Genomic DNA, 25,007 nt, shown 5'->3' with positions numbered 1-25,007 from the left:
CAGGGCGTCAGCGGCCCGGGGCGGGGGCGTCTTCGAGCAGCTCGGGGCCGTTGTTGCGGACGCTGTTGACGGCGGTCGACACGGGGCGGACGTCCAGTCGGCCGCCTGCGGGAGCGGCGAGCAGGGCGCGGAGTTCGTGCGGGTCCTGGTGGGTCGGGTCGAGCCAGGCCTCGTAATCGGCCGGGGCCAGGGCGAGCGGCGTGCGGGGGTGGACGCGTCCGGCCGTGTCGGTGGCCTCGGTGGTGATGATGGTGCAGGTCGCCCACCACGCCGCCGGATCGTCGCCGTCGGCGATCTCGGGGTCGCGCCAGAACTCGTACAGCCCGGCCATCGCCATCACGGCACTGTCTTCGGGCGAGATGAAGTACGGCTGCTTGTACGCCTTGGCCGTGCCGGTGGCGGGGACGGACTGCCATTCGTAGAACCCGTCCGCGGGCAGCAGGCACCGGCGTTGGGCGAACGCACGCCGGTAGGCCGGCTTCTCGTGCACCGTCTCCACCCGCGCGTTGATCATCTTCGCGCCGCCGGACGGGCTCTTCGACCACGACGGCACGAGTCCCCACCGCAAGGGGCGCAGCTGTCGCTCCAGCACCCCGCTCTCGCGGTCGGCGCGCTCCAGCACCGCCCACACCGCGTCGGTGGGGGCGACGTTCCAGCTCGGCTCCAGGGCGTGCCCCGGATCCGGGGGCGTGGTCTGGAAGAGCCCGGACAGGTCCTCGGGACTGCGCGTGGAGACGTAACGGCCGCACATGCCGTCCAGCTTGCCACCTGATCGTGCTTCCCGCCGGTTACGCACCGCCCTGGCGGTTCACCTGGTGGATGCGCAGGGCGAGTTGGAGCTCCAGCGTGCGCTCCGGGCGCTGCCAGTCGCGGCCGAGGAGCCGGCCTATGCGGTCCAGGCGCTGCACCACGGTGTTGACGTGTACGTGCAGGGCTTCGGCGGTCCTGGACTGGCTCGTGGCGGTGTCGAAGTACACCTGGAGGCTGTGCACGAGGTCCGTGCCGCGCTTCGCGTCGTAGTCGAGCAGCGGGCCGAGGGTCTGACGCACGTAGCCGCCCAGGTCCGTCCGGTCGCCGAGCAGCACGCCGAGGAAGCCCAGGTCGCGCAGGGCCGCCCCGGTCCCCTCGCGGCTCAGCGCGCGCAGTGCGGTCCGGCAGCGGCGGGCTTCCGCGTAGGCGTCGGCGCATTGCGCGGGACCGGTGGCCGGCCCCGCGGCTCCGACCGTGACGGGACCGGCGAGGGCATGGCTCAGCTCGCTCGCGAGGCTCGTGGCGGCGGCGCTGGGGGCATCGGAGGGGAGGACGAGGACCACGTCGTCGTGGTGCAGCCCGGCCAGTCCCCTGCGGGCCTGGGCGATGCGGGCGGCCGCGGCCAGCAGCCGGGGCCGGGGGGCGGCTTCGGTGTGGAGGACGAACACCGCGTGGGGCTGGTTCAGGTTCACGCCGAGCCGGCGGGCGCGCGCCGGCAGGCTGGCCGGGTCGGCGGCCCCGGTGAGGAGGTCCCCCAGCAGCTCGCCCCGTACGCGGTCCTCGGTTTCGGCGACCGAGCGGCGCAGCAGCAGGAGCAGGGCGGTGACCACGCTGGCACGCTCGAAGAGGCGGCGGTCGGCGTCGTCGAGGTCGGCGCGGCCGGTCAGGGCGATGCTGCCGAGCAGTTCGGGTCCGGCGAGGACGGCGCACACCCATGTCCCGTGGACGGACACGGCGCGGCCGTCGGCCCGGGAGGCCGCGACGGAGGCGGCGACGGCCTCGGCGGAGGGGGGCCGGGAGTCGGTGCCCGCTCGGGCGAGTTCGGCTCCCTCCGCGTCGTGGATGAGGGTGCCGCCCTGCAGGACGGTGCCGATGGCGGTCGCGACGTCGGTGATGTCGGCTCCGCGCAGGACCAGGTCGGTCAGCCGGTCGTGGGCGTCCTCGGCTCGGCGCATGGCGTCGCTGTGCGCCGCGATGGTCCGCGACGCCTCGTTGAGGTCGACCAGCGCGCTGCGCGTCTCGTCCAGCATGCGGGCGCTGTCGATGGCGATGGCGGCGTGGTCGGCCAGGGAGGAGAGCAGTGCGACCTCGTCCGGCGTGAAGGTGCGGGCGGTGCGGTCCGCGGCGTAGAGGACGCCGATCACCCGGGTGCCCAGGCGCAGCGGTACGCCGAGGATGGCCCGCAGTCCCTCCTCCATGACGGCGCTGTCGATCGTCGTGGTGTGCCTGAAGCGCTGGTCGTCGCGGTAGTCGCCGGTGGAGTACGGGCGGGCCGTCTCCGCGACCAGTCCGCCCAGGCCCTCCCCCATGCCCAGGCGCACCTGTTGGAAAGCGGCCGAGACGGAGCCGTCGGTCACCCGCATGTAGGTGTCGCCGGCCTCGTCGTCGTTGAGGGACAGGTACGTCACGTCCGTGCCGAGGAGCAGCTTGGCCCGGTGGACGATCGCCTTCAGCACGGCGTCCAGGTCCCTGAGGCGGGCGAGGTCTCCGGCGGTGTCGAAGAGGGCGGCGAGTTCGGCCTCGCGCCGGCGGTGCTGGCTGAGCGTGCGGTGGATGCGGAGCGCGACCTGCGTGGCTTCCGCGACGGCCGCCGCCTCCGGCTCGGAGAGCTCCCCGCCGCGGGCCGCCTCGGCCGGTGGCGCGAACCGCTCGGCCGGCGCGCCCTGATCCAGCAGATCGAGCAGGTCCCGCAGGTGGCTCAGGGCGGTCCGGGCCGTCTTTCCGGTGGTGGGCATCGGCGCTCTCCGTGGTGCTGGACGCGGACGTGGCGGCGCCCGCCGCACCGCGCGTCCGGCGGCGGTGTGGCGGGCGGGCGGGGTCAGTTGTCGGCTGACACCGGGTCGTGCCCGGCCTGGCTGCGGGCGGGAACCGCGGCGCGGACCGGGGTGTGCTCCCGGGCCAGGCTACGCCCGCGGGTCTCCTTGGCCAGCAGGACGGTCAGCGTGGTGACGGCTGCGGCTGCGGCGAGATAGACCGAGACGGGCAGGGACGAGCCGTAGTCGCGGAGCAGGGCCACGGCGATGATCGGGGCGAGCGCGCCGCCGATGATGGAGGCGAGCTGGGAGCCCATCGAGGCCCCGGAGTAACGGACCTTGGTGTCGAACATCTCGGAGATGAAGGCCGCCTGCGGTCCGTACATCGCTCCGTGCAGGAGCAGTCCGACGGTGACGGCCGCGGCGATCACCGGGAAGGACTTGGAGTCCAGCATCGCGAAGAACGCGAACGCCCAACCGATCATGCCCACCGAGCCGATGAGGGTGACGATGCGGCGGCCGATGCGGTCGGACAGCGCGCCCCATGCCGGGATGGTGACGAAGTGGACGGCGGAGCCGATCAGGACGGCGTTCAGACCGTCGCTCTTGGGCAGCCCGAGGTGGGTGGTGACGTAGACGAGGAGGAAGGCGGTGATGACGTAGTACGAGATGTTCTCGCCGAGGCGGGTGCCGATCGCGGTCAGGACTCCGCGCCAGTTCGTACGGAACACCTCGGCCACAGGCGGTCTCGCCCTGACGCCGGCGGCGGCCTCTGCCGCGGCCTTGGCCTGCGCCTCCAGGAAGACCGGGGACTCGGAGACCGACACCCGGATCCACAGGCCGATCATCACCAGCACGCCGGAGAGCAGGAAGGGTATCCGCCAGCCCCAGGCGAGGAAGGTCGCGTCGGACTGGACGGCCGCCAGGAGGGCGAGTACGCCGGTGGCCAGCAGATTGCCGCCGGGTGCGCCCGCCTGGGGCCAGGAGGCCCAGAAGCCGCGGTTCTTGTCGTCACCGTGCTCGGAGACGAGCAGCACCGCTCCGCCCCACTCGCCGCCGAGCGCGAATCCCTGGACCAGGCGCAGCAGGGTGAGGAGGATCGGAGCTTGTACGCCGACGCTCGCGTGGGTGGGGAGCAGGCCCATGGCGAAGGTCGCGCCGCCCATGAGCAGCAGGCTGAGGACGAGGAGCTTCTTGCGGCCGATCTTGTCCCCGTAGTGGCCGAAGACCAGGCCGCCGAGGGGGCGGGCCGCGAAGCCGATCGCGTAGGTGAGGAAGGCGAGGAGGGTACCGACCAGTGGTTCGCTGCCGGGGAAGAACAGCTCGTTGAAGACCAGTGCGGCGGCCGAGCCGTAGAGGAAGAAGTCGTACCACTCGATGGTGGTGCCGATGAGGCTGGCGCTGATGATTCGCGCGATGCCGGACCGGGCCGGCGCAGCCGTTGCGGGGGAGACCATGTGCACCACTTCCAGGTGGTCGCGGAGACGTTCTGTGTCGCCACACCGTAGAAGCCCCCAGGTCAGCCGCGTATGTGGCGGACCATCACATTCAGGCACCGTCCTGTGTGCCCGACCACCACACGGCCGGCACGGCCGCGGCGAGCGCGCCCGGAGGCCCCCGACAGGCCCTTGCCGGAAACACGCGTTCGGCCTGCTCACAACGGCTCTTCGCCACGGGACATCAACTCACGCGGTAGGCCGCACGGTCCTACTGGCGGGCGTACGCGATCGATCCCCGGCAGCGGGACGAGTCGATCGCGGCCCGCTACGTGCGAGTACGGCCGCGCTTCGGGCATGCGCCGGGATACGGAACACAGCACCGGTCGGGTGACTGACGGCGACGACAGCATATGGTTCAAGACTGGTTTCCTGCTGTTCCGACGCTCTCCAGGGAGCGTCCGCACGACCATGACGAGGGGTCATGATGTCCGTCGTACTCTCCATCCTGCCGCTCCCCCCGTCCGAGCGGGCCGACTACTGGCAGAGCATTGTCTCCGACACGTTGGTTCCCATGGACGTCACGCTGCGCGAGCGCGAGCCCGGCGTGGGGACGATCACCGTCGACGCACTCGGCCCCCTCCAGATCTCGGTGATCGAGGGCGGCCCGGCAAGCGTGTCGCGCAACGACTCCCTGATCTCCAGGGGCGGAGGGGAGTACCTGACCGTCACGCTCCAGCACCAGGGAACCGGGCGGCTCACCCAGGACGGGCGCCAGGCCCTGGTCCGCCCGGGCACTTTCACCTGCTCCGACGCCGGTCGGCCCTACGGCAGGGAACAGCCGGAGAACTTCCGATTCACGTCGATCCGGATGCCGAAGGAGGTGCTGGCCGTGACGGACACCGAACTGCGGGCGATCACCGGGACCGTCTTCGACAGCCACTGCGGCACGTCCGGAGTGGTAGCCGGCCACCTTCAGCGTCTGGCGGACCGGGCGGCCGGATTCGACCCGTACACAGGCCGGCAACTCGCCATGACCGCCGTCGATCTGCTGATGGTGCTGGTGCGCGAGCGGCAGGGGCTGCTGAACCCCCACGCGTCGGAACTGGCCCGCGGGATGCTGGCCCGCATCAAGGAGTACATCCTGCGGCACCTGGCCGATCCAGGTCTCTCTCCGGAGATGATCGCGTACGCGCACCACATGTCCGTCCGGTATCTCCACAAGCTCTTCCAGTCGGACGGGACCACGGTGAGCCGTTGGATCCATCGCGAGCGCCTGGAGAGGTGCCGACGGGAGCTGTCCAGCCAGTCGAGGAGCGCACCCGCCGTCTCTGCGGTGGCCCAGCGCTGGGGCTTCGTGAACCCGTCCCACTTCAGTCGGGCCTTTCGCACCGCGTACGGGATGTCGCCCCGGGAGTGGCAGTCCAGCACGCGCCACGTGTGAACCGGGCGGCCCGTGGAGGCCCGTGGAGGCCACGGGGGCCTAGCGCAGGGCGGCGGCGACCAGGCCTTCGAGGGCCTCGCGCGGTACTTCGCCGCCGCTCACCAGCTGGTCGAAGATCAGTCCGTCGATGCAGGTCAGCAGGGTGTGAGTGCGATTCTCGACGTCCGTCACGCCGTGCGCGGTGAGGAACAGCCGGACGGCCTCGCGGCCGGCGTTCTCGCGGGGTACGAGGATCTCGCGCAGCTCAGGGTCACGCACGCTCTCGACGGCACAGGCGTCCTTTGTAGTTCCGCCTGGTCGAGTTGGACCAGGCGTGTGACAAGTGCGGTGAGCAGCGCGGCTCGGGTGCGGAAGTAGGCCGACGTGGTGCCGGGCGGCATGGTCGCTTTGCGGTCGACTGCCCGGTGGGTCAGGCATGGTGGTCGGAGGGGGCATCGGCGGGCTGGCCGCCGCGATCGGCCTGCGCCGCATCGGATGGGAAGTGACGATCGTCGAGCGCGCGTCCATGCTTGAGGACGCGGGGGCGGGCATCTCACTGGCCGCCAACGGCATGCGGGCACTGGACGAGCTCGGCGTCGGCGAGGCGGTACGGGACGCCTCGCGAGGCCAGTACAGCGGCGGCACTCGCACGCCACAGGGCGGTTGGCTGGCCCGGATGGACGGCTCCGCGCTGGAGAAGGCGGTGGGTACGCCGATCATGGGCATCCCCCGGTCCACCTTGCACGGGCTGCTTCGCAACTCCCTGCCCGCCGAGGCACTGCTGATCGGCTCCGAGGCAGCCTCGGTCGAGCAGATCGACCCCGGAACGGTTCGAGTCGGCTACGGCGACACGGTCCTCGTCGCCGATCTCGTGGTGGCGGCCGACGGCATCGGCAGCACAGTGCGCAAGCATCTCTTTCCACTCCACCCCGGCCCGGTCTACAGCGGCTCGACGGTGCTGCGCGCCATCACCGAGAAGCCGGTCGACCTGCGCACCGACTTCGAGCTGACCTGGGGGCACGGAGCCGAGTTCGGGCACATCGCCCTCCACGACGGGCGGGCCGAGTGGCACGCCGTCCTCAACGTCCCCGCCGGGACGCGGTTCGCCGACCCACTGGCCGAACTGCGCGGACGATTCCACACCTGGCACAGCCCGATCCCCGCCCTGCTCGACGCGACCCGGCCCGCCGCCGTGCTGCACCACGACGTCAACGAACTCCGCACACCGCTCCCCTCGTACACGGTCGGCCGGACCGCGCTGCTCGGCGACGCGGCACACGCGATGACCCCCAACCTCGGACAGGGCGCTTGCCAGGCGCTGGAGGACGCGGTCACCCTGGCCGCCGCGCTGGCCACCGAGCCCACCGTTGAGGCCACCCTCGCCCGCTACGACGCCGAGCGCCGACCGCGCAGCCAGGCCATCGCGCGGGCCGCCCGGCAGGCCGGGAGGATGGGCCAGCAGCTCTCCCACCCACTGGCCGTCGCCCTGCGGAACACGGCGATGCGACTGACTCCCTCCCGGGCCGCAACGCGCATGATCCTTCGGCACCACGCCTGGGCCCCACCACGGCTGAACTGATCCGATTCGCGCCCGCCCACTCACCACGAGGCACCTTCCGGGACAAAGCCGAGCTGCGGGTCTTGCCGCTGGCGGGGTGCGTACTGATCGTGTTCCGGACGACCTGCGGGAGCGGGTAGCGCCGCTGCGGCTAGGACTTCGACAAATACCGCCGCCTGCTACGGAAGCACGGCATCAAATCCGTGATCGCCCGACGCGCGTCACCCAGAGGAGGCGCCATGCCAACGGCCCGCGGCGGATCGATTCGCCGCTCGCGGCCACACGGTGCCGTCCGCGGCAGCGCCGACGCGCCGCCCCGGACGGCACCGCCGTCAAGCTCGGGTCGGCCTCACCGACGGGCACCTGCCGGATCAGCCACTTCTCCGTCGGCCCGGGCCGCGGCGCCCGAGCCGGGCCCGAACCCCCTGACGATCAGCCACCCGGCCAGCCCCAGCTCCCAGGCGAACACCGGGAGCGCGGCGGCCGACCCCGCCACGGAGAGCTGCGCGTAGGCCCCGAACATCACGGCGACGCCCGAGGCACAGATCAGCGGCCCGCCGACCAGCCCGAGCACGGCGATGAAGCGCGGCACGAGCCGTGCGCGGTACGCCAGGTACGCAAGCAGGACGGTGTTCAGGCCGAGGGCGATGTTGGGCCCGAGCAGGAACGTCCAGTCGTGCACGGCCGCCAGCGCGACGTCGGCGCCGTCCGCCGCCCCCGCGTCCCGCCGCAGGGTGACGAGCGCCAGGACGGAGACGATCCCGAAGGCGATGACGGCCGCCTCCAGCAGCCGCCCGAAGGCGTACCCGAGCGCGAGCCCCTCGCCGTGGCGCCGCAGGACGGGGAACAGAGCCGCCCCGGTACCGGCCACCGCCACCACCAGCGCCACCTCGCAGAGCGCCCCGAGCAGCGCCCGCGTGTCGGCGCCCTGCGTGAGCCGGCCGTCCGCCGCGCCCAGCAGGGGGCGGTACAGAACCGCCCCGGCTATCGCGGCGGCCTCGGTCAGCAGGAACAGCGACCCGGCGGCCACCGCGGTTCTCCGGTCCGGACTCATCTTCTTGGTACCCCTCGCTCGATAGCGGTGTACGCCGTACACCTGGCAGCAACCATAGGTGTACGTCGTACACTCGTCAAGGAGAGGGTGCTGTCGAGGAGGGAAGGGGCCGAACCGGAATGACCCGGCAGGAAGCCACGCAAACGCAACGGATCCCGCTGAACAGGGACCGCGTCCTGCGCGCAGCCGTCGCGCTCGCCGACGCCACCGGCATCGACGCGCTCAGCATGCGCAGGCTCGCGCAGGAGCTGGACGTCGTACCGATGGCCCTCTACAAGCACGTGGCCAACAAGGAGGAGTTGCTCGACGGCATGGCCGACGCCGTCGTCGGCGAGATCGACCCGCCGGCCGCGGGCCCCGACTGGCAGCGCGTGGTCCGCGCGCGGATCCTCTCGGCCCGGCGGGTCCTGCTGCGCCACCCCTGGGCGGCCCGGGTGATCGAGTCGCGGACCGGCCCCACCCCGGCCGTGCTGGCGTACCTGGACTCGATGGCCGGGAGCTTCCGGGACGGCGGCCTCTCCGCCGACCTCACGCACCACGTCATGCACGCGATGGGCAGCCGCCTGCTCGGCTTCAGCCAGGAACTGTTCGACACCTCGGGCCCCTCCGGCCCGCCGGACCCCGGGCTGGCGGCGCGCTACCCGCACATCGCGGAACTGGCCGCGACGGCCGCACACGACGGGGGCTCCACGGTCGGTGGCGGCTGCGACGACCAGTTCGAGTTCGAATTCGCCCTGGACCTCCTCCTGGACGGCTTCGAAAACCTCCGCCGCCAGGGCTGGACGTCCGCGCGGAAGGCGTAGCGGGTGCGGGGGGGGCGGGGCCGCGACGCTGATCGGCGAATCGCTGACGGGAGCTCGAGTCCAGCACCTGACCACCACGCAGCCGTGGAACGGGAGGGGTTGCTGGCCGTGCTTGCTGCGCGCAACGCAGCGATCGAGGGCGACCACATCGCTGTGGACGAATCTGCTCGCAACTGGGTCCACAACCTCGGCTGCTACCTCACCGATCCTGAGCTGATTCAGATCCTGCCGAGGAACTGGCCTTGCGCCCCTTGCTCGGCAACGAGGGCGTCCGCTCCGTGCTCCGCGGCCTCAAGCCGGACGAGGCCATCGTCGCCGCGCGGTCGGAAGCCGCCCACGCCGCCGGCCTGGCCGCGAGGTACGGCGATCACGTGCGCCGCAAGCTCCGCCGGCTCGGCGCCCGCCAGGCCGAGCGCGCGGCCCACCGCTCGATGAGGTCCCGGCGCTCGGCGACTGCCGGGGCGGTCAGCTCGAGTTCGGTGGTCACCGTGCTCCGTCCCCTTCCTCGTCGTATCCGTAGTCCTCGGGGCCTTCATGCGACGGGCCGTACCGAGCCTCGTCCTCCTCGTTCGTTCAACAGAGCCCACACAGGACCACGGTGCCCGTGTTGCCCGCGCCGTCGACAGGACGGCTGCATCGATCGCACGCCACCACGGTGGCGAATCCGATCGCGCAGGCGAAGCAGAAGTAGACCGGCTTCTCCGGGTCGCTGCGCACGCGGACGTCCTCGCCGAGCGCCCACCGGTCACACTGCGGGCAGGTGTTCCAGTCGGTGAGTCTTGTGCGGCCACGGGGACGGTCCCGGTCGGCTTCGTCTCCGTAGCCCCGCCGAGTGTCGTCCCCTTGGAATCGCTCACTTGCCCGCTTCCCCTCCCAGGTTTGCCGATTGGGCCTGCCGCTGGTAGTTCACCGCACTCAGCCTGGTACGTGATCCGGCGTCACGGGTACACATGGCGCGTACCATCGCGCACAACGTCCCCTCACAACAGACATCGAGGAACCCATGACCACCACCACCAACGTCACTCGCGTCAAGGACGACTACGCCCAGCAGATCGCCGGCGACCTCTCGGCAAACCAGGCGGCACAAGAGCAGAGGCGAACCGAACTGCAGCGGCTGCAACAGGAACTCGAGGAGCTTCAGGAAGGCGAGAAGGTCCTTCTGAAGATGCAGGACGCCTTGGGTATCCCGTCGAAGCCCGCATCCGCGCAGGCCACCAGGCGCGGCGCGAAGCGGGCCGTAGTGCCTCCCGCGCGCAGCGCCACTCGGGGCGCGAGGAAGCCTGCGGAGCCCAAGGCCGCAGCCGCCACGGCCCCGAGCGTCCCTGAGGCCGCGAGCGAGACCGAGGCGAAGAAGGAAACGAGCGGCCCCTCCTGGCTCGAACTCATCACGGCTGCCATGGCCGGCCAGACAGAACCCAGGTCCGCCGCCGAGGTAACCGCCACCATCAGCACCGCCCACCCCGAACGCACGGTCCAGGCGGCGGTCATCCGCAACACCCTCGAGCAGGGCGTCGCCCGCGGCCTCCTCGAGCGTTCCAAGCAAGGCCGATCCGTCTACTACACCCCCGCCGGCTCCACCCCCGCAGACCCGAACACCGACCAGACCCAGCCCCAGCCGTAACTCACCCCGCAGGCCCCACCGCACAGGACACGGAACCCAGCCCGGAGCACCACTGCGCCAACAGACCCGCAGGCAGCCAGGACTGCGGATCGCTTGGCACCAACTCTCGGAAGGTGCCGGACACGAGCGCGCGCTTCTGCCCCAGCGTGTTGAGGAATCAACCCACTTCCAAAGTCGCTCTCTGCGCAGGGGCAAGCCGCTGACCCGGCAGCTCGGCGTGCCCGTCCTTTGGGCCGATCGTGGCGCGAGCACTGGCCGGTCGGGCACAGCGGCGCCCACTTGTTGGGGGGGTGCGGCTGGCCCCGCGCAGGTTCAAGCCGAAGCCTGGCGCCCGACCGTAAATCCCCGCGGCCTCGCCGGGCACCAGTAGCGCCTCGTGGAGCGCGTCCAGCGGTGCGGTGGGGTTCCGCTCCGGTGCGCAATGCCGTCAGCAGACGCTCCAAGGGGGTGATCCCCTCGTCGCTGCATCTCTCCAGGCTCGTGCGGATTCGCTCCAGTTGCTCGCACGCATACAACTCTGGTTGTAGCCGGACTCTCCCCCAGGGGGAAGGCGGGTCACCTCCTCGTGGTACGGAGAAATCAACTCCTGGTGGGCCGACACGGGCGTCGGCCGGCGGCTACGTTGTCGCCCTCCCGCAACACCCACGACGGAGGATCGCCGCATGCAGACCCGTTCGGCTGATGAACCGCGCAGGCGAGTGGTGTGGGGGATGACCCTCGCCCTGATCGCGGTCACCGCGCTCCTCGGGACGGCGCCCGGGGCCGCCACGGCGACGACCCCCGCCGCCCCGCCCGTGCCCGTCCTGTCCTGGGGTCCCTGCGCCGACCCGGGGGACGGTTTCGAGTGCGCGACCGCCCAAGTACCGCTGGACTACCGCCAACCCACCGGGCGTACGATCCCGCTGGCGGTCACCCGGCGGGTCGCGACCGACCGGGCCCACCGGACCGGTGTCCTGCTGCTGCACCCCGGCGGACCCGGCAACTCCGGTGTGAACTTCGCCCGTAACAGCTACGACGCGCTGCCCGCCTCCCTCCGTGACGCCTTCGACGTCGTCGGGTACGACATGCGCGGCGTGGCGCGCAGCGGACAAGCGGAGTGCTGGAACGACGTGGAGTATTCCGCCGCCGTCGACGCCGCACGCGGCGTACCCGGCCCGGGCGCCCTGCACGGCGCCATCCGGCAGGGCCTCGACTTCGCCACCGCCTGTCAGCAACGGTCCGGTGACCTCGTGCCGTTCATCGGCACCGCCTCGAACGCCAAGGACATCGACCTGCTCCGCCAAGCCCTCGGCGAGGAGATGCTCTCCTTCTACGGCCGTTCCTTCGGCAGCTACGTCGGCACCGTCTATGCCGCGCAGTTCCCCCGTCGCGTCCGCGCCATGGTCCTGGACGGGGCCTACGATCCGAAGCGCTACGCCGATGTGCCGTACGCCTACGACGCCGCGCAGTTCGTCGCCCTGGACGCGGCGGTCGGCCGGTTCCTGGACTGGTGCGCGCAGAACGCCACCGCCTGCGGGTTCGGCGAGGGCCGGCCGCGGCAGGCGTTCGAACAGCTCAAGCGGGCACTGGACGCCGACCCCGTCATCACCGCGAGCGGGCGCCCGGCCACCGGCTACACCCTCGCCTACCGTCTGATGTTCAACATCAACTCGGGCAAGGAGATCTGGCCGTACCTGGGACAGGCCCTGCACGCGGCCCAGGCACGCCAAAGTTCGTTCCTGCTGAACCCGCCCTCACCGGCGTCCTTCGACTTCCTCAACGTCAACATGGCGGTCGAGTGCGCCGACCGGGTCTACCCGACCAGTCCCCTGCTCCTGGGCGCGCTGGTCAGCGCCCACGTGGCCGCCGCTCCGCTGCTGGGACCCCCCATCGGCCTCGGGCCGCCCACTTACGACCACAACCACGCGCCCACCTGCGCCCAGTGGCCGGCGGAGCGCCCGAGCCGCTTCGAGGGCTCCTACCGGGCGGCCGGTTCCGCCCCGATCCTGGTCCTCGGCACGACCGGGGACCCGGACACCCCGTACCAGGACGCCGTGGCCCTCGCCGGGACGCTGGACAACGGACGGCTGCTGACCTTCGCCGGTGAAGGACACACCGCGTACAACCGGAGCGCCTGCGTCAGCGCGCTGGTCACGGACTACCTCGCCACCCTGGCGCTGCCCGCACGGGGTACCGTCTGCGCGGACGAGACGCCCCCGGGACCGCTCGGCCGCCTCACCGCTGCGGGCATCGAGGTCGACGAGACGCGCGATGTGATCCCCGCCCTCCACTGAGCACCTGGCCAGAGCGCCGGCCGCCGAGTCGGGCCGCAGCCGACCATCGGCTGCGGCCCGAGGGTCCGCCCGACGCGCCGGCGGCGGGGCACTGGCGGCGCTGAGTCGCGGCAGCGCGCAGGAGCTGACGTACGAGGCTACTCAGGCGGTCTTTGAGTACGCCTGCTCATGATCCGCGCGCCGGCCGCTCCTACCGTGACCTGTATGGACACGGACCCGACCCCCACCGACACCCCGACTGCGGACAACCCGCGGTGGTTCAAAGGCTGCGCGATCGCCATCGGCGTCCTCACCGTCCTGGCCGTTCTGGGAGCTTGGGCACTGGCCGAGTTCGAGAAGGGCCTCGACGGCTACGGTCAGCTGGAACAGAGCGGTCCTTCCGGATCCGTGGCAGACCCCCTCGGCTCCGGCACGACCGCCCGGTACGAGGACGGCCTCAAGGTAACCGTCAGCCGACCGCGCCCGGAGTCCGACGGCACCTACAGCCTCACCGTGACCTACGAGAACGACACCGACGAAGAGCTCCGCCCCGGCGGGGAGTCGTTCGACGCCGGCGTGTCGGAATACGGCTCCGCACCCCTGGTCGTCCGCGCGGGCCAGTCGCTCGACGACTACGCCTCGGGGTACAGCCTGACCTGGCTGAACCGGCGAGAGTCGACAGCCGCCCTCATGCCACCACTGGGCACGGACAAGAAGCGCACCGTTCCGGTCCGCGTCAAGCCGAGCAGGAAGGGGATCCCGGTCACCGTGGAAGTCGACCCGCCGGCCGCGGGCTTCCGGGAAACCGCGTACTTCCAGCTCACTCTGGACTGACGTGGAGAGCCCCCGAAGGGCCGGCTGCAGTCGGACGCCGGTGGCGCCGACCGCTGCCGCCAGTCCCGGGGGTGTCAGCGGGTCTGGACGCTGATGCAGGTGAACGTGGTGTCGTTGATCTCGCTAGCTCGTTCCGTCTGACAGCGGGTGAAGGGCGAGTGAGTGGCAAGAGCGGCAGGGTCCGTTGTCAGTGACGGGTACGAGGATGTGACCGTACCGCTGAACCGGCAACATCCAAGGAAATCGCCATGTCCGCACCCGCACTCGTACCCGCCCCCGCGCCCTTCCACCTCCCCACCGGATGGTGTGCCACCGACCTGGGCTCCTACCGGCCGTGCGAGTTCACCTACGAGGTCTACCCGTTGGAGAGCCTGCCCTCCCTGGACGCCAGCGGCCTCGACGGCGCCTTCGGGTGGCTGGGCGGGCCGGGTGCACAGGACGGGCCGCGGTCGGGTCACGTGGAGCACCTCGCGACCGTGGAGGCAGACTTGGCGCCCCTCGGCCTCCACCTTCCCGCCGACTTCCGCACCTTCTACAGCAGCGGCAGCCTCTGCCGCGCGTTCGACGAGGTGTCGGTGACGGCCTGCTGGAGCGATCTGTCCGGACCGCTCCAGAGCCCGGCCGAGGACGGCGCCCGCCTCGTACGGTTCCTGCGGGACCAGCAGGACTGCGTCATCTGGTACCTGTACCTGCGCCCCTCCGGGGAGACGTCCGTGATCTGCTCGCACCTGGACCTGGAGCTCGCCGGGCAGGAGCTGAACGAGGCGGAGGCGGCCCAGTTCCGTGCCGCAGCGGCGGGCTCACTCGTGCGGTGCGCCTCGACCTTCGAGGAGTTCGCCTACCGCTTCATGGTGGAGAACGAGCTGTGGATGCACCTGAACACCACCAACCCGGACGTCACGTTGGCCCCCCACCTCCAGAAGTACCTCGACCACTACGCGGCCGCGGCTATCTGAACCGCCCACGGCGGCAGTTCACCGGGAGCGGGGTCCAGGGCTGGAAAAGGCACCTGACTTTCCTGCCGACGACGACCTATTCTGATCATCACCGACGGATGCAGCGACGTGCTACGCGTCCGCCGTGAGCATGCCTTCCTCACCCCCACCGGCGCCCGCGTGCACTTCACTCCGCGTGGCCCGGTCTTCCACGTGCGATGAACGCCACCAGGCGGGGGGAGAGAGATCCGCGAACGACCCCTCACACGTAAGGCACCCCATGGATAGTGAGCGCATACAGACCTGCCTGGACCTGCTGGACCAGGCACGGCAGCTACCCGTGGACGATGCTCAGCGCCGCCTGCTGGAACGGGCTGCCGGCGAACTCGTCCGCGACGGCCGGCATCGGCGCCGTGCCGAGGCACGCGCGGAACGGGCGGCGGCCGACGCGAAGCTGCTCACCACCACCGCGATGGGCGCCTCCGACCGCGTCATGGACGCCGCTCTGTCCGCCCGAACCCCGACCGAACGAGGCCTGACGGTCCGCGAATACGTTCAGCTTCGCCCCGGGCCGTCTGCGGCGCGACAGCTGCCCGACCGTACGCCGGACAGTGACGGGCAGTCACGGCTGCTGAACCGCCCCCAACGCTGTTATGTCTGCAAGAACCACTACCGGCAAGTCCATGACTTCTACCACCTGCTGTGTCCCAAATGCGCCGGCGAGAATCTTGCCCACCGCACGGCTCGCACCGACCTCACCGGCCGGCGCGCACTGCTGACCGGCGGACGCGTCAAGATCGGCTACCAGGTCGCGCTGATGCTCCTTCGGGACGGAGCCGAGCTCACTGTGACCAGCCGCTTCCCCCAGGACACGGTGCGCCGGTTCGCCGCGGCCCCCGACGCCGCGGATTGGTGGCACCGGCTGCAGATCGCCGCCCTGGACCTGCGCGACCCCCGGCAGGTCCTCGCTTTCACCGACCACATGCTCTCCCAGGGTCTGCCCCTGGATGTCCTGATCAACAACGCGGCCCAAACCCTGCGCCGCTCTCCGCAGGCGTACACCGCGCTGGCCGCCTCCGAAACCACCTCAACCCCTGCGTCACTCACCGCGCCGCAGATCTGGACCGCTCCGGGATTCTCCGTACCCGGCCCACGCACGACACCCCTGCCGTGGACAGCGGAACTCGCCCCACGGCTCCGAGCGCCCTACGCCCTGGCTGGTACCGCGAACACGGCTGACGCCTCAGCAGCCGTTCCACTGCCGCAGGGGGCCGTCGACGAGGCGGGCCTGCTGCCCGAGACAACGGCAACCAACTCCTGGACCCTGCGTCTGGGACAGATCGACCCGAGTGAGCTGCTGGAAGTCCAGCTGGTCAATGCCGTCGCACCGTTCCTGCTCGCCGACCGCCTGCTACCCCTTCTCGATGTCTCCCCGCACCCGCACCGCTACCTCATCAACGTCTCGGCCGTCGAAGGCCAGTTCACCGTGCGCAACAAGACCAGCGACCACCCGCACACCAACATGGCCAAAGCCGCCCTGAACATGCTCACCCGCACCAGTGCCGCCGACCTGGCCACCCGTGGCATCCACACCTGCAGTGTCGACACCGGCTGGGTCACCGACGAGAAGCCCCTCCCCGCCCAGAAACGGCACGCCGCCACCGGTTGGCGCCCGCCACTGGACATCGTCGACGGCGCCGCCCGCATCTACCACCCCATCGTGCAAGGACAGGCCGGCGCACCCATCCACGGCATCCTCCTCAAGGACTACCAGCAGGTCCCGTGGTGATCCCTCCAGCATCCGCGGTGGGGCTCCGACGACAATCGGTTCGCGTCACCAGTTGAACGCAAGATTCGCCGCAGCCGCGGAGTGTCCCTCCGCTGCTGTGACCAGGGGGAGCTCCGTCCAGACGGTCTTGCCGTCCCGGGTGTAGCGGGTGCCCCACCGTTCGGTGAGCTGGGCCACCAGGAAGAGACCGCGCCCGCCCTCATCGGTGGTGCGCGCCCGCCGTAGGTGCGGAGCGGTACTGCTGCTGTCGGAGACCTCGCAGATCAGGCTGCGGTCGCGGATGAGCCGCAGGGTCACCGGCGTGCCGCCGCCGTACCGGTAGGCGTTGGTGACCAGTTCGCTGACGACCAGTTCGGCGGTGAAGGCCATGTCTTCCAGGCCCCACCCGGCCAGTGTGGCCTCCGTCAGGTGCCGTGCCCGGGCGGCGGCGGTCGGCTCTGCGGGCAGCTCCCAGGAGGCGACCCGCTCCGGCGCCAACACGCGGGTGCGGGCGAGGAGCAGTGCGACGTCATCCCGTGGGTGATCCGGCAACAGGGCGTCCTGCACCGCCGTGCAGGTCTCCTCCAGCGAGCGGCCGGGCCGGGACAGGGCTTCTCGCAGCCGCTCAAGTCCCTCGTCGAGGTCGAGGCCGCGGGCCTCGACCAGGCCGTCCGTGTACAGCGCCAGCAGGCTTCCCTCGGCGAGTTCCAGCTCGACGGACTCGAACGGGAGTCCGCCCAGGCCCAGCGGCGGCCCCTCGGGAAGGTCGGGCAGGCTCACCGTGCCGTCGGAGGTCACCACGGCGGGGGGCAGGTGGCCCGCTCGGGCCAGGGTGCAGCGCCGGGAGGTGGGATCGTAGACCGCGTAGAGGCACGTCGCGCCGACGATCTGCTGGCCCTGCGAGCGTCCGTCAGCAGGCTCCTGCTCATCTGCCAGGCGGTTGACCAGGTCATCCAGGTGGGAGAGGACCTCGTCCGGAGCGTAGTCGAGGCTGGCCAGGGTGTGCACGGCTGTGCGCAGGCGGCCCATGGTGGCCGCAGCGTGCAGACCATGGCCGACGACATCGCCGACGACGAGGGCGACGCGGGCTCCGGAGAGGGGGATGACATCGAACCAATCGCCGCCGACGCCGGTGGCGGGATCGGCCGGCAGATAGCGGTGCGCGACCTCGACCGCGCTGTACTCGGGCAACTCCCGCGGCAGCAGGCTGCGCTGCAATGTCAGCGCAGCTTGATGCTGCTGGGTGTAGCGGCGGGCGTTGTCGATGCACAGGGCGGCGCGCGCGGCGAACTCCTCTGCGAGCGTGAGGTCGTCCTCCTCGAACGGTTCGGGCCGCCTGGCCCGCCACAGGCTGAGCAGGCCGAGGAGCAGACCGCGGGCCGTCAGCGGTACGACGATCAGTGAGTGAGCGCCCAGGCCGAAGGCGCGCTGTGTGCGCTCCGGATCCTGGAAGTACCAGCCGGGGCTGCTCTGGAGCACTGGTTCGAGGATGGGCTGCTGTTCGGTGAGGCACCTGGCCTGCGGGGTACGAGGGTCGAAGTGGAAGACCTCTCCGGCGGAGTACATCACCTGCAGTGCCTCAGCCATGACCGAGTGGACGGCCATCCTGCGGACCGGTCCGCTCGTCTCCTCGGCGGTCTCTTCGCCGCGGGCCACCGGCTCCAGCAGATCCACCGAGACGGCGTCGGCGAGGTCGGGTACGGCGACGTCGGCCAGCTCCCAGGTCGTCTGGCCGAGGTCCAGTGTGGTCCCGATGCGGGCGCTCGCCCGGTTGAGCAGGGCGAGCCGTCGCCGGGCCCGGTAGCGGTCGGTGACGTCCTCCACCAGTTGGGTGACTCCGAGAATCCCGCCGGAGGGGTCCTCCATCCGGAATGCCGACACCGACACCACCCGCTCGTGGCCGGGGTCACTCCTCAGGCGACAGGGCTGCTCGGTGAAGATCAGGGGTTCACCCGTCTCCAGCACCCGTCGCAGCCGAGTCTCGATGGTCTCCAGGTCGGGACCGATGAGGAAGTCGCCGATGCGTCGGCCCCGGATCTCGGCTGCGGGAAGTTGAGTGAACCGGGCCAGCGCCCGGTTGATCCGCAGGACGCTCAGGTCAGGGGCGTGGACGGACAGACCGATCGGGGAGCGCCGGAACAGACCGTCCAGGACGGACCGATCCGTCTCCCACTGGAGCACCTCCTCCGCCGGGGCGACGACGAGGAACCATTCGCGGGCCGAGCCGGCGCGGATGACAGCGCGGGCGCGGAAGCCCAGCTCCACCCGCCGCCCGCTGCGGTGCAGGACGGGCAGGACACCGGCCCAGCCCCGGTCGCGCTCGCACGCGGCGACTGCGTCCAAGACCGTCTCACGGTCGCGGGCGTCGAACAGGAATTCGATGGCTGTCCGGCCCAGCACCTCCTCGGGCGGGTATCCGAGGTGCTCCTGCGCGCGCTCGCTCCAGCCGACGACCTTGCCGTGGTCGTCCAGTACCGCCGAGGCCGAGTTGGGCAGCGCGAACGGGTCCTCGGGCCCCTCGCCGAATCCCGGCGCTGGTGCGTCCATCGCTACCGCCCTTCGGCCTGCCGAACGAAACGCTCAGCGGGTGTTCCCGCAGTGACTACCCAGGGCGACCAGAGTCCCAGGATTGAACGGTCGACTTAGGTTCAGTATCGCCGCGCCGCTGCACGTCGGCAGAGGGCCGTCCGCTGTGCGAAGCCTGATGGAGGAGGCGCTACCCCCACCCCCACCCCCACCCCCACTCCCGCTCCCGCTCCCGCTCCCGCTCCCCCTCCCCCAAGCTCGGCGAGCCCCACCCGCCGGGGCCCGGTGAGCCGGCGGTCGCGCGCAGGCGGGCTGTCCCCTCCGCGAGCGGCCGCACCACGGTGGTGAACCACTGCCGAGAGGCTCAGGTACGGCCACCGGCGCTGGCACACCGGAGGGGTAGAGGGCGCGGCGTCGGTGCGGTGCCCGTCCCGTCTACAGACCAAGGGCCAGCAGGATCGTGACCGTCGGCGGGACCGGCGCGACCCATCCCGCCCAGCGGCCCGCCCCGGCCAGCGTGGGGTGTCGCCTCCGCTCGCATACTCAGGGTCGACCGGTCCTCGTACCCATCCCCCCGCCTACCTGGCCGAGCCGAGCTCCGATGCCCGATGCCCGATGCCCGATGCCGCCAGCTACATCAAGCACACCTCGGCCTCGCCGGCCCGCTGCGATCATGATGTCGGATCATGTGAGGAGTCCAACGAGCCAAGGAGTAGCCGGTGCAGTTGCGCAACGTCGAGCTTGTCGACGTCGATGCTTACGTCAGGATGCGGTGCGATCCCGTCATGATGGCCGACCTCGGCGGACCGCTGCCACGCGAAGGCATGGAGGACAAGGTCCGACGAGACGTCCACAAGGCGGCGGCCGATCTCGACTGGACCAAGATGATCATCCCTGACCCAGCCATGCCTGAAGTGGTGGCGGGAACAGTGACCATATGGTCCCACGACGCCGAGGACGGGCCCATGTCGGAAATCGGATGGATGGTCCTGCCGGAATTCCAGGGACGCGGACTGGGCAAGCTGGCCGTCCGCACCCTGCTTGAACAGGCACGGGACGAGGACCGTTGGGGACTCGTGCACGCATTTCCCGCAACGAGCAACGGCGCTTCGAACGGCATCTGCCGATCTCTCGGCTTCCGGTTCATCGCCGAACGCAAGGTGACGTTCGCGGACCGAGTTCTGTCAACCAACCACTGGGCCATCGATCCTCGCACCGCCCTCACGTGAAGGTGTTTTGCCCTGTCCATAGGATCTCGGCATGCCTCCCGACGAACGCGTGACCCGGTCCTCGCTTCCCGATCCCCTCCAGCCGATTACGGTTCCCATGGCGATCGGTGTCCTGCCGGACCGGATCTGGTCGGATGAGGAGTGGGAGCGCATCCGGCTCGGCTACTGGTCCCAGGACATGAATGAGAAATGGGTCGTCGTCGCCGAGGACGATGTCGTGTTCCTGCACCGGAGCTGGACCGGCTTCGGCGTCTTTGAAGCGACGTTCGCACCCGTCGAGGGCGGTGGCCGGCGGATCGCCTCAGCCGTCGTCGAATCGGGCCGCGGGGGCCTTCACGGAAATGTGGCGGGCTATGACTGTCTGGTATTGGAGCTAGTGATCAGCACCATTGCGCTCGGCGAACCGGCTGTCGAACTCAGGTCAAAGTTGGCGGAGTTGACACGTGAGGCATCGGGGCGCGCGGCTGCTCCGGCCGGACTCGCGCAACACAGTTCCCTCGGCAACACTCGCCGGATGACCAGCGATCTTCTCTGCCTCACCGTCCTGGGGTCTGCGACGCCCTATGCGAGCGTGGACAACCCGTGCTCCGGCTATCTGGTGTCCAGCGGCGAGACTCGGGTCTGGGTGGACGCGGGCAGCGGGACGTTGGCGCAGCTGCAGCGGCATGTGCGCCTTGATGAGGTAGACGCGATCTGGATCTCGCACCTGCATGCCGATCACAGCGCGGACCTGCTCACCGCCTATTACGCGGCGCTCTTCGCGGACATTCAGCTTGCCGCGCCCATCCCCCTGTACGGGCCGCCGGGCATCGCTGACCGGCTGGCCCACTTCCTGACCAACAGCTCGACGCGCAGCCCGGTCGAGTCCGCCTTTGCCGTCCATGAGCTGCATGACGGGCACCAAGCGCGCGTCGGAGCCCTCACTTTGACCAGCCGTGCAGTAGAGCACGGCATCCCGGCCTTCGCGGTGCGCATCGAGGCCGAGGGCCAATCGCTGGTCTACTCCGGGGACACAGCACCGTGTGCGAACCTCACGCAGTTGGCCCACGGGTGCGATGTGCTGCTGTGCGAGGCCGAGAGCACCCAGGCGCCGGCCGAGGGCGACCAGGTGCACCACACACCCGAAGACACCGGCGACACGGCCAGCGCGGCCCGGACAGGCCGGTTGATCGTCACCCACGTCAGCCGTTTCCTCACTCCGCAACAGGCGGTGGCACGCGCCTCGGCCCGGTTCAACGGTCCCGTCGACTATGCCGCGCCCGGCGTCACCTTCTCGATCGGCTAGGCCGCAACACCCTGGGGGTCGCGCTCGCTGAACGCCTTGTGGTCGGCCTGCCACTGGGCGGTCAGCCGCGTCACGGTCGCCGGGGACAGGCCGGCCGAGGAGCCGAGGAACTGCTCCAGCGCGGGCACGAAATCCCCGCTGGACAGCCCGTGGAGGTAGAGGAGCGGCAGCACCTCGCTGATCTTCGGGGACTTGCGGCACCACGGCGGCAGGATCGCCGAGGAGAACCGCTTGCACTCGCCGGTGGCCTCGTCGATGCGCTTGTCATTCACCCGCGGGCCTTCACCTCGATCACCCCGGCCGCGGTCGTGACCTCCCTGGGCTGGTGATAGCCGTTGCGGACCACCAGGCGGCGCCCGTTCTCGTCGCGCTGATCGGCCAACTCGGCTATGCAGCAGTTGACTTCTGGCTCCAGGGCAGCGGCCGGCATCCGGCGGGCGCCCTCGCGGACGATGTCGTCGATCAGGGAGCCGGTCTCGGTCGTTCCATCGGTGTTCACTACGCTCAGCACGGCCGTGCCTTCCCGACCGACGATGCAACGTCGGCCTACTCGATGACGCGGTCAGACCCCGCACGACAGCCTTCTCAACGGAACCAGGGACAACGGCAGCGCACATCTGATGGAGTGACCTGGTGGAGGCACCGGTGTGGCGCGTACCCCGGTCCGGATCTGATCTCTCAGGAGGAAGGGCGAGGATGCTGTCGGAGGCAATGACCGCGCTGGCTGCGGCGGGAGGCGCTGCGGTAGTGCAGGCCGCGAGCACAGACGCATGGACAGGGTTCCGCCAGCAGGTGGCCCGCTGGTTCGGCCGGGGCAATCCGCAGCGCGAGAACGCCGAGCTGGAGCGCCTCGACCAGACCGCAGACGAGCTGGAGACGGCCCGGCCGGCTGAGGTCGAGCGGGTGCGCATCCGTCAGGAGGCGGCGTGGCAGGCCCGGATCGAGGTCCTGCTGGAAGGTCTGGAGGACGTCGAACGGGCCCGGGTCGCCGATGAGTTGCGCACACTGCTGGCCCAACAGGCCTCTCAGAGCAGTGTGTCGGCCGACCAGGGCGGCCTGGCGATTGGCGGGAGCGTGAACGTCCGTGCCGACCACGGGTCCGCCGCTGCTGTGACCATGGGGAACGTGACGCTGCACAACCCTCCCCAGCCGGGTCCGCACCAGGACTGAGCGTACCCGGAGCCGCCTCGGCCGCGCCGACTCACCGCATCAGCGGCATTTTCGCCGACCACGGCAGCATTGCCGTCGGCTACGCCGAGCAAGTCCACCACCACGCTCCGTCCCGCACACCGGCCGCCTGGCCGTACCAAGTCGGCGTGATCCCGCCCCGCGCCTTGTCCTTCCAACACCGTTCCGAAGTCGACCGGTTGCGGGCGGCGATCGGCAACGGGGGTACCGCGGTGCTCACCCCGGTGCTGACCGGGACCGGCGGGGTGGGCAAGACCCAGCTGGCTGCCGACTACGCCCGCACCGCCTGGCACGGCGGCGAGGTCGACGTACTGGTGTGGATCAGCGCGAGCAGCCGCTCGGCAATCACGGCCGGCTACGCGCAGGCCGGCGTGGAAGTCCTTGCTGCCGACCCCGGCGACCCGGAGCAGGCCGCGCGGGCGTTCCTGGCCTGGCTGGAGCCCAAAGCCGAACAGAAGCCGTGCCGGTGGCTGGTCGTACTGGACGACGTCATGGATCCTGCCGATGTGCGCGGCTGGTGGCCGCCCACCAGCCGCCACGGCCGTGCCCTGGTCACCACGCGCCGCCGCGAAGCCGCCCTGACCGGAGCAGGCCGGCACCGTGTGGCCGTGGGCCTGTTCACCCCCCAGGAAGCCGTCTCCTACTTCACCGCCGTACTCGCTGCGCACGACCGCTGCGAGCCGGCCAATCAGATCAACGACCTGGCCGCCGACCTGGGATACCTACCCCTCGCCTTGGCCCAGGCCGCCGCCTACATCGTCGACGCGAACCTGACCTGTACTTCCTACCGAGACATGCTGGCCGACCGAATCCGGAAACTGGCCGACTTGCTGCCGGAGCCCGGCGCGTTGCCCGACGACCAGACCGTCACCGTGGCCGCCACCTGGTCCCTCTCCATCGAACGCGCCAACCAGATGCGCCCGGCGGGTCTTGCCCGCCCCATGTTCCAGCTGGCCGCGATGCTCGACCCCAACGGCATACCCGCTACGGTCTTCACCAGTCAGCCCGTCCTCGCGCACCTCACCGAGCACCGCACTCCCACCGGCACGGGCGGTACTCACCGGTCGACCCGGGTCTCGGCCGAGGACGCCATGCTCGCGCTGCGGGCCCTGCACCGGCTCAGCCTGATCGACCACACCCCCGACACCCCGAACCAGGCCGTGCGCATCCACCAGCTCGTCCAACGCGCCGCCCGGGACCCCCTCAGCCCCAGCCGGCACGACTCGCTCGCTCTCACTGCCGCCCGCGCCCTTGAGGAGAGCTGGCCCCCCAACCCCGGGGCCGCCATCGCCCAGATCCTGATCTCCAACAGCGACGCCCTCACGGCACACGCCCCAAACGCCGTGCGGGAGGCCGAAGACGTCCTGTGGCGGAGCGATGCGCATCGGGTGCTCTTCCGCAGAATAAGCACACTGGGCGAGCTCGGCCTGTTCGCAGAAGCCGCTCGTCGCTGTCAGCGCCTGGCCACCGCAGCGCACCTTCACGTGGGCCCGGACCACCTCGAAACACTCGAAGCCAGGAGCCAGCACGCCCATTGGCAGGGAGAGGCGGGAGACCCGGCCGGGGCTGCAGCCTCGCTCGCCGAGATCCTGGCCGATCGGGAGCGGGTCCAACCAGGCCACATGGACGTTCGCACGGCCGGGAGTCATCTTGCGCATTGGCAGGGACGGGCCGGGGACCCGGCAGGAGCTGCAGCCACGCTAGACAAGATCCTCGCCGCCCACACTCAGGGGCCTCTCCGAACGTTGACCCACACAGCCATCAACGAGCACTTCACGCTCCGCCGACGCCTCAGCAGTTGGAAGGGAGCCGCAGGGGACCCGGCAGGGGCTGTAGCTGAGCTCACCGAGCTCTTGGCCCACGTTGAACGTACGTACCGGGGCCGCCGCGATCACCTCGTACGCATTCCCCGAATCCACCTGGCCCATTGGCGGGGCGTGGCCGGGGACGCGGCCGGAGCCGTAGCCGAACTCACCGAGATCCTGACCACGCGGTGGCAGGCCCCGGGCCACGACGATCACCTCGAAGGCCTCACCCTCCGGCATCACCGGGCCCATTGGCGGGGCGTGGCCGGAGACGCGGTCGGAGCCGTAGCCGAACTCACCGAGGTCCTCGCCAAGCGGGAGCAAGCCCTGGGACAGAGCCACTCCCATACGCAGGCGGCCCTGAGGCACCTCGCCCATTGGCGAAAGGCCGTTGAGGACCCATCCACAGCCACATCGTCCGCCGAACTGCTGATCGACTTGGAGCGGACACTCCCTGCCTGACGCATCGGCTTGGCCTCGCTCCACGAGGCACTCGACACCACCACTCCCGGCGGGGGCCTGGCCGGCTTCGTCGACGGCTTCGGCGCTGCGTGTCGATCTAGG

19 protein-coding genes and 2 pseudogenes are annotated in these 25,007 nt (G+C 70.6%); 12 read left to right on the top strand and 9 right to left on the bottom strand.

Annotation, left to right across the window (positions count from 1 at the left end):
• Positions 1 to 7: 7 nt before the first annotated feature.
• From ACZ45T_RS31580 to ACZ45T_RS31570, 3 genes are all read right to left on the bottom strand, one after another.
• Entirely contained in the window at positions 8 to 751 is a 744-nt protein-coding gene (locus tag ACZ45T_RS31580) for an SOS response-associated peptidase (protein WP_468447341.1), read from the bottom strand.
• 37 nt (positions 752 to 788) lie between these two features.
• On the bottom strand, positions 789 to 2,705 hold the full coding sequence (locus ACZ45T_RS31575) for a helix-turn-helix domain-containing protein (protein ID WP_468447339.1): 1,917 nt from the start codon (positions 2,703 to 2,705) through the stop codon (positions 789 to 791).
• Between the two features lie 83 nt (positions 2,706 to 2,788).
• Positions 2,789 to 4,180 (bottom strand): MFS transporter, encoded by a 1,392-nt coding sequence (locus ACZ45T_RS31570; RefSeq protein WP_468447337.1) that lies wholly within the window; start codon positions 4,178 to 4,180, stop codon positions 2,789 to 2,791.
• A 466-nt stretch (positions 4,181 to 4,646) separates the two neighbouring features.
• Between ACZ45T_RS31570 and ACZ45T_RS31565 the strand changes: the two genes are divergently transcribed.
• Positions 4,647 to 5,603 carry a helix-turn-helix domain-containing protein gene (locus tag ACZ45T_RS31565; protein ID WP_468447335.1) on the top strand — a complete coding sequence of 319 codons (957 nt, stop codon included), beginning with the start codon at positions 4,647 to 4,649 and terminating at the stop codon, positions 5,601 to 5,603.
• 39 nt (positions 5,604 to 5,642) lie between these two features.
• On the opposite strand, the pseudogene ACZ45T_RS31560 reads toward ACZ45T_RS31565, so the two are convergent.
• Positions 5,643 to 5,983 (bottom strand): annotated as a pseudogene (locus tag ACZ45T_RS31560) (TetR family transcriptional regulator C-terminal domain-containing protein).
• A 35-nt stretch (positions 5,984 to 6,018) separates the two neighbouring features.
• Between ACZ45T_RS31560 and ACZ45T_RS31555 the strand changes: the two are divergent.
• The gene (locus ACZ45T_RS31555; RefSeq protein ID WP_468447333.1) at positions 6,019 to 7,161 is read left to right on the top strand and encodes an FAD-dependent monooxygenase; all 1,143 of its coding nucleotides are present in this window, start codon (positions 6,019 to 6,021) and stop codon (positions 7,159 to 7,161) included.
• A 328-nt stretch (positions 7,162 to 7,489) separates the two neighbouring features.
• Here ACZ45T_RS31555 and ACZ45T_RS31550 read toward each other — a convergent pair whose 3' ends face one another.
• Positions 7,490 to 8,194 carry a DUF4386 domain-containing protein gene (locus ACZ45T_RS31550; RefSeq protein WP_468447331.1) on the bottom strand — a complete coding sequence of 235 codons (705 nt, stop codon included), beginning with the start codon at positions 8,192 to 8,194 and terminating at the stop codon, positions 7,490 to 7,492.
• Positions 8,195 to 8,313: 119 nt separating this feature from the next.
• Here ACZ45T_RS31550 and ACZ45T_RS31545 point away from each other — a divergent pair, with 119 nt between their 5' ends.
• A complete protein-coding gene (locus ACZ45T_RS31545; protein ID WP_468447329.1) occupies positions 8,314 to 8,997 on the top strand; it encodes a TetR/AcrR family transcriptional regulator C-terminal domain-containing protein in 684 nt (227 codons plus the stop codon).
• Between the two features lie 218 nt (positions 8,998 to 9,215).
• On the opposite strand, the gene ACZ45T_RS31540 is transcribed toward ACZ45T_RS31545, so the two are convergent.
• Together ACZ45T_RS31540 and ACZ45T_RS31535 are read right to left on the bottom strand one after the other, a co-directional pair.
• Positions 9,216 to 9,368, bottom strand: a complete 153-nt coding sequence (locus ACZ45T_RS31540) for a hypothetical protein (protein WP_468447327.1) — start codon at positions 9,366 to 9,368, stop codon at positions 9,216 to 9,218.
• A 202-nt stretch (positions 9,369 to 9,570) separates the two neighbouring features.
• On the bottom strand, positions 9,571 to 9,714 hold the full coding sequence (locus ACZ45T_RS31535; RefSeq protein WP_468447325.1) for a hypothetical protein: 144 nt from the start codon (positions 9,712 to 9,714) through the stop codon (positions 9,571 to 9,573).
• A gap of 286 nt (positions 9,715 to 10,000) precedes the next feature.
• On the opposite strand from ACZ45T_RS31535, the gene ACZ45T_RS31530 reads away from it, so the two are divergent.
• The 5 genes from ACZ45T_RS31530 to ACZ45T_RS31510 all read left to right on the top strand — a co-directional run bounded on the left by ACZ45T_RS31530 (position 10,001) and on the right by ACZ45T_RS31510 (position 16,431).
• Positions 10,001 to 10,621 carry a hypothetical protein gene (locus tag ACZ45T_RS31530; protein WP_468447323.1) on the top strand — a complete coding sequence of 207 codons (621 nt, stop codon included), beginning with the start codon at positions 10,001 to 10,003 and terminating at the stop codon, positions 10,619 to 10,621.
• A 662-nt stretch (positions 10,622 to 11,283) separates the two neighbouring features.
• Entirely contained in the window at positions 11,284 to 12,894 is a 1,611-nt protein-coding gene (locus ACZ45T_RS31525) for an alpha/beta hydrolase (protein WP_468447321.1), read from the top strand.
• A gap of 204 nt (positions 12,895 to 13,098) precedes the next feature.
• The gene (locus tag ACZ45T_RS31520; protein WP_468447319.1) at positions 13,099 to 13,707 is read left to right on the top strand and encodes a hypothetical protein; all 609 of its coding nucleotides are present in this window, start codon (positions 13,099 to 13,101) and stop codon (positions 13,705 to 13,707) included.
• 248 nt (positions 13,708 to 13,955) lie between these two features.
• On the top strand, positions 13,956 to 14,663 hold the full coding sequence (locus ACZ45T_RS31515; protein ID WP_468447317.1) for a hypothetical protein: 708 nt from the start codon (positions 13,956 to 13,958) through the stop codon (positions 14,661 to 14,663).
• 259 nt (positions 14,664 to 14,922) lie between these two features.
• Positions 14,923 to 16,431 carry an SDR family NAD(P)-dependent oxidoreductase gene (locus ACZ45T_RS31510; RefSeq protein WP_468447315.1) on the top strand — a complete coding sequence of 503 codons (1,509 nt, stop codon included), beginning with the start codon at positions 14,923 to 14,925 and terminating at the stop codon, positions 16,429 to 16,431.
• A 45-nt stretch (positions 16,432 to 16,476) separates the two neighbouring features.
• Here the strand turns inward: ACZ45T_RS31510 and ACZ45T_RS31505 are convergent, their stop codons facing one another.
• Positions 16,477 to 18,957, bottom strand: a complete 2,481-nt coding sequence (locus ACZ45T_RS31505; RefSeq protein ID WP_468447313.1) for a SpoIIE family protein phosphatase — start codon at positions 18,955 to 18,957, stop codon at positions 16,477 to 16,479.
• Positions 18,958 to 19,655: 698 nt separating this feature from the next.
• On the opposite strand from ACZ45T_RS31505, the gene ACZ45T_RS31500 reads away from it, so the two are divergent.
• Together ACZ45T_RS31500 and ACZ45T_RS31495 are read left to right on the top strand one after the other, a co-directional pair.
• Entirely contained in the window at positions 19,656 to 20,165 is a 510-nt protein-coding gene (locus ACZ45T_RS31500) for a GNAT family N-acetyltransferase (protein ID WP_468447311.1), read from the top strand.
• Positions 20,166 to 20,679: 514 nt separating this feature from the next.
• Complete coding sequence (locus tag ACZ45T_RS31495) at positions 20,680 to 21,450, top strand: MBL fold metallo-hydrolase (RefSeq protein ID WP_468447381.1); 771 nt, start codon at positions 20,680 to 20,682, stop codon at positions 21,448 to 21,450.
• Between the two features lie 8 nt (positions 21,451 to 21,458).
• Here the strand turns inward: ACZ45T_RS31495 and ACZ45T_RS31490 are convergent.
• Positions 21,459 to 21,961: pseudogene (locus ACZ45T_RS31490) on the bottom strand (transposase); the annotation flags it as partial.
• A gap of 185 nt (positions 21,962 to 22,146) precedes the next feature.
• On the opposite strand from ACZ45T_RS31490, the gene ACZ45T_RS31485 reads away from it, so the two are divergent.
• Positions 22,147 to 22,620 (top strand): hypothetical protein, encoded by a 474-nt coding sequence (locus ACZ45T_RS31485; protein ID WP_468447309.1) that lies wholly within the window; start codon positions 22,147 to 22,149, stop codon positions 22,618 to 22,620.
• A gap of 146 nt (positions 22,621 to 22,766) precedes the next feature.
• Positions 22,767 to 24,905, top strand: a complete 2,139-nt coding sequence (locus ACZ45T_RS31480; RefSeq protein ID WP_468447307.1) for an NB-ARC domain-containing protein — start codon at positions 22,767 to 22,769, stop codon at positions 24,903 to 24,905.
• Positions 24,906 to 25,007 lie beyond the last annotated feature (102 nt).

The organism is Streptomyces sp. NPDC030995 (assembly GCF_055571215.1).
This window is presented reverse-complemented; position numbering and strand designations above follow the sequence as displayed.

What these genes read in the sequence shown, in the direction of transcription:
- ACZ45T_RS31580 (WP_468447341.1), bottom strand. Translation starts at nt 751, where the DNA reads ATGTGCGGCCGTTACGTCTCCACGCGCAGTCCCGAGGACCTGTCCGGG.
- ACZ45T_RS31575 (WP_468447339.1), bottom strand. Translation starts at nt 2,705, where the DNA reads ATGCCCACCACCGGAAAGACGGCCCGGACCGCCCTGAGCCACCTGCGG.
- ACZ45T_RS31570 (WP_468447337.1), bottom strand. Translation starts at nt 4,180, where the DNA reads ATGGTCTCCCCCGCAACGGCTGCGCCGGCCCGGTCCGGCATCGCGCGA.
- ACZ45T_RS31565 (WP_468447335.1), top strand. Translation starts at nt 4,647, where the DNA reads ATGTCCGTCGTACTCTCCATCCTGCCGCTCCCCCCGTCCGAGCGGGCC.
- ACZ45T_RS31555 (WP_468447333.1), top strand. Translation starts at nt 6,019, where the DNA reads ATGGTGGTCGGAGGGGGCATCGGCGGGCTGGCCGCCGCGATCGGCCTG.
- ACZ45T_RS31550 (WP_468447331.1), bottom strand. Translation starts at nt 8,194, where the DNA reads ATGAGTCCGGACCGGAGAACCGCGGTGGCCGCCGGGTCGCTGTTCCTG.
- ACZ45T_RS31545 (WP_468447329.1), top strand. Translation starts at nt 8,314, where the DNA reads ATGACCCGGCAGGAAGCCACGCAAACGCAACGGATCCCGCTGAACAGG.
- ACZ45T_RS31530 (WP_468447323.1), top strand. Translation starts at nt 10,001, where the DNA reads ATGACCACCACCACCAACGTCACTCGCGTCAAGGACGACTACGCCCAG.
- ACZ45T_RS31525 (WP_468447321.1), top strand. Translation starts at nt 11,284, where the DNA reads ATGCAGACCCGTTCGGCTGATGAACCGCGCAGGCGAGTGGTGTGGGGG.
- ACZ45T_RS31520 (WP_468447319.1), top strand. Translation starts at nt 13,099, where the DNA reads ATGGACACGGACCCGACCCCCACCGACACCCCGACTGCGGACAACCCG.
- ACZ45T_RS31515 (WP_468447317.1), top strand. Translation starts at nt 13,956, where the DNA reads ATGTCCGCACCCGCACTCGTACCCGCCCCCGCGCCCTTCCACCTCCCC.
- ACZ45T_RS31510 (WP_468447315.1), top strand. Translation starts at nt 14,923, where the DNA reads ATGGATAGTGAGCGCATACAGACCTGCCTGGACCTGCTGGACCAGGCA.
- ACZ45T_RS31505 (WP_468447313.1), bottom strand. Translation starts at nt 18,957, where the DNA reads ATGGACGCACCAGCGCCGGGATTCGGCGAGGGGCCCGAGGACCCGTTC.
- ACZ45T_RS31495 (WP_468447381.1), top strand. Translation starts at nt 20,680, where the DNA reads ATGACCAGCGATCTTCTCTGCCTCACCGTCCTGGGGTCTGCGACGCCC.
- ACZ45T_RS31485 (WP_468447309.1), top strand. Translation starts at nt 22,147, where the DNA reads ATGCTGTCGGAGGCAATGACCGCGCTGGCTGCGGCGGGAGGCGCTGCG.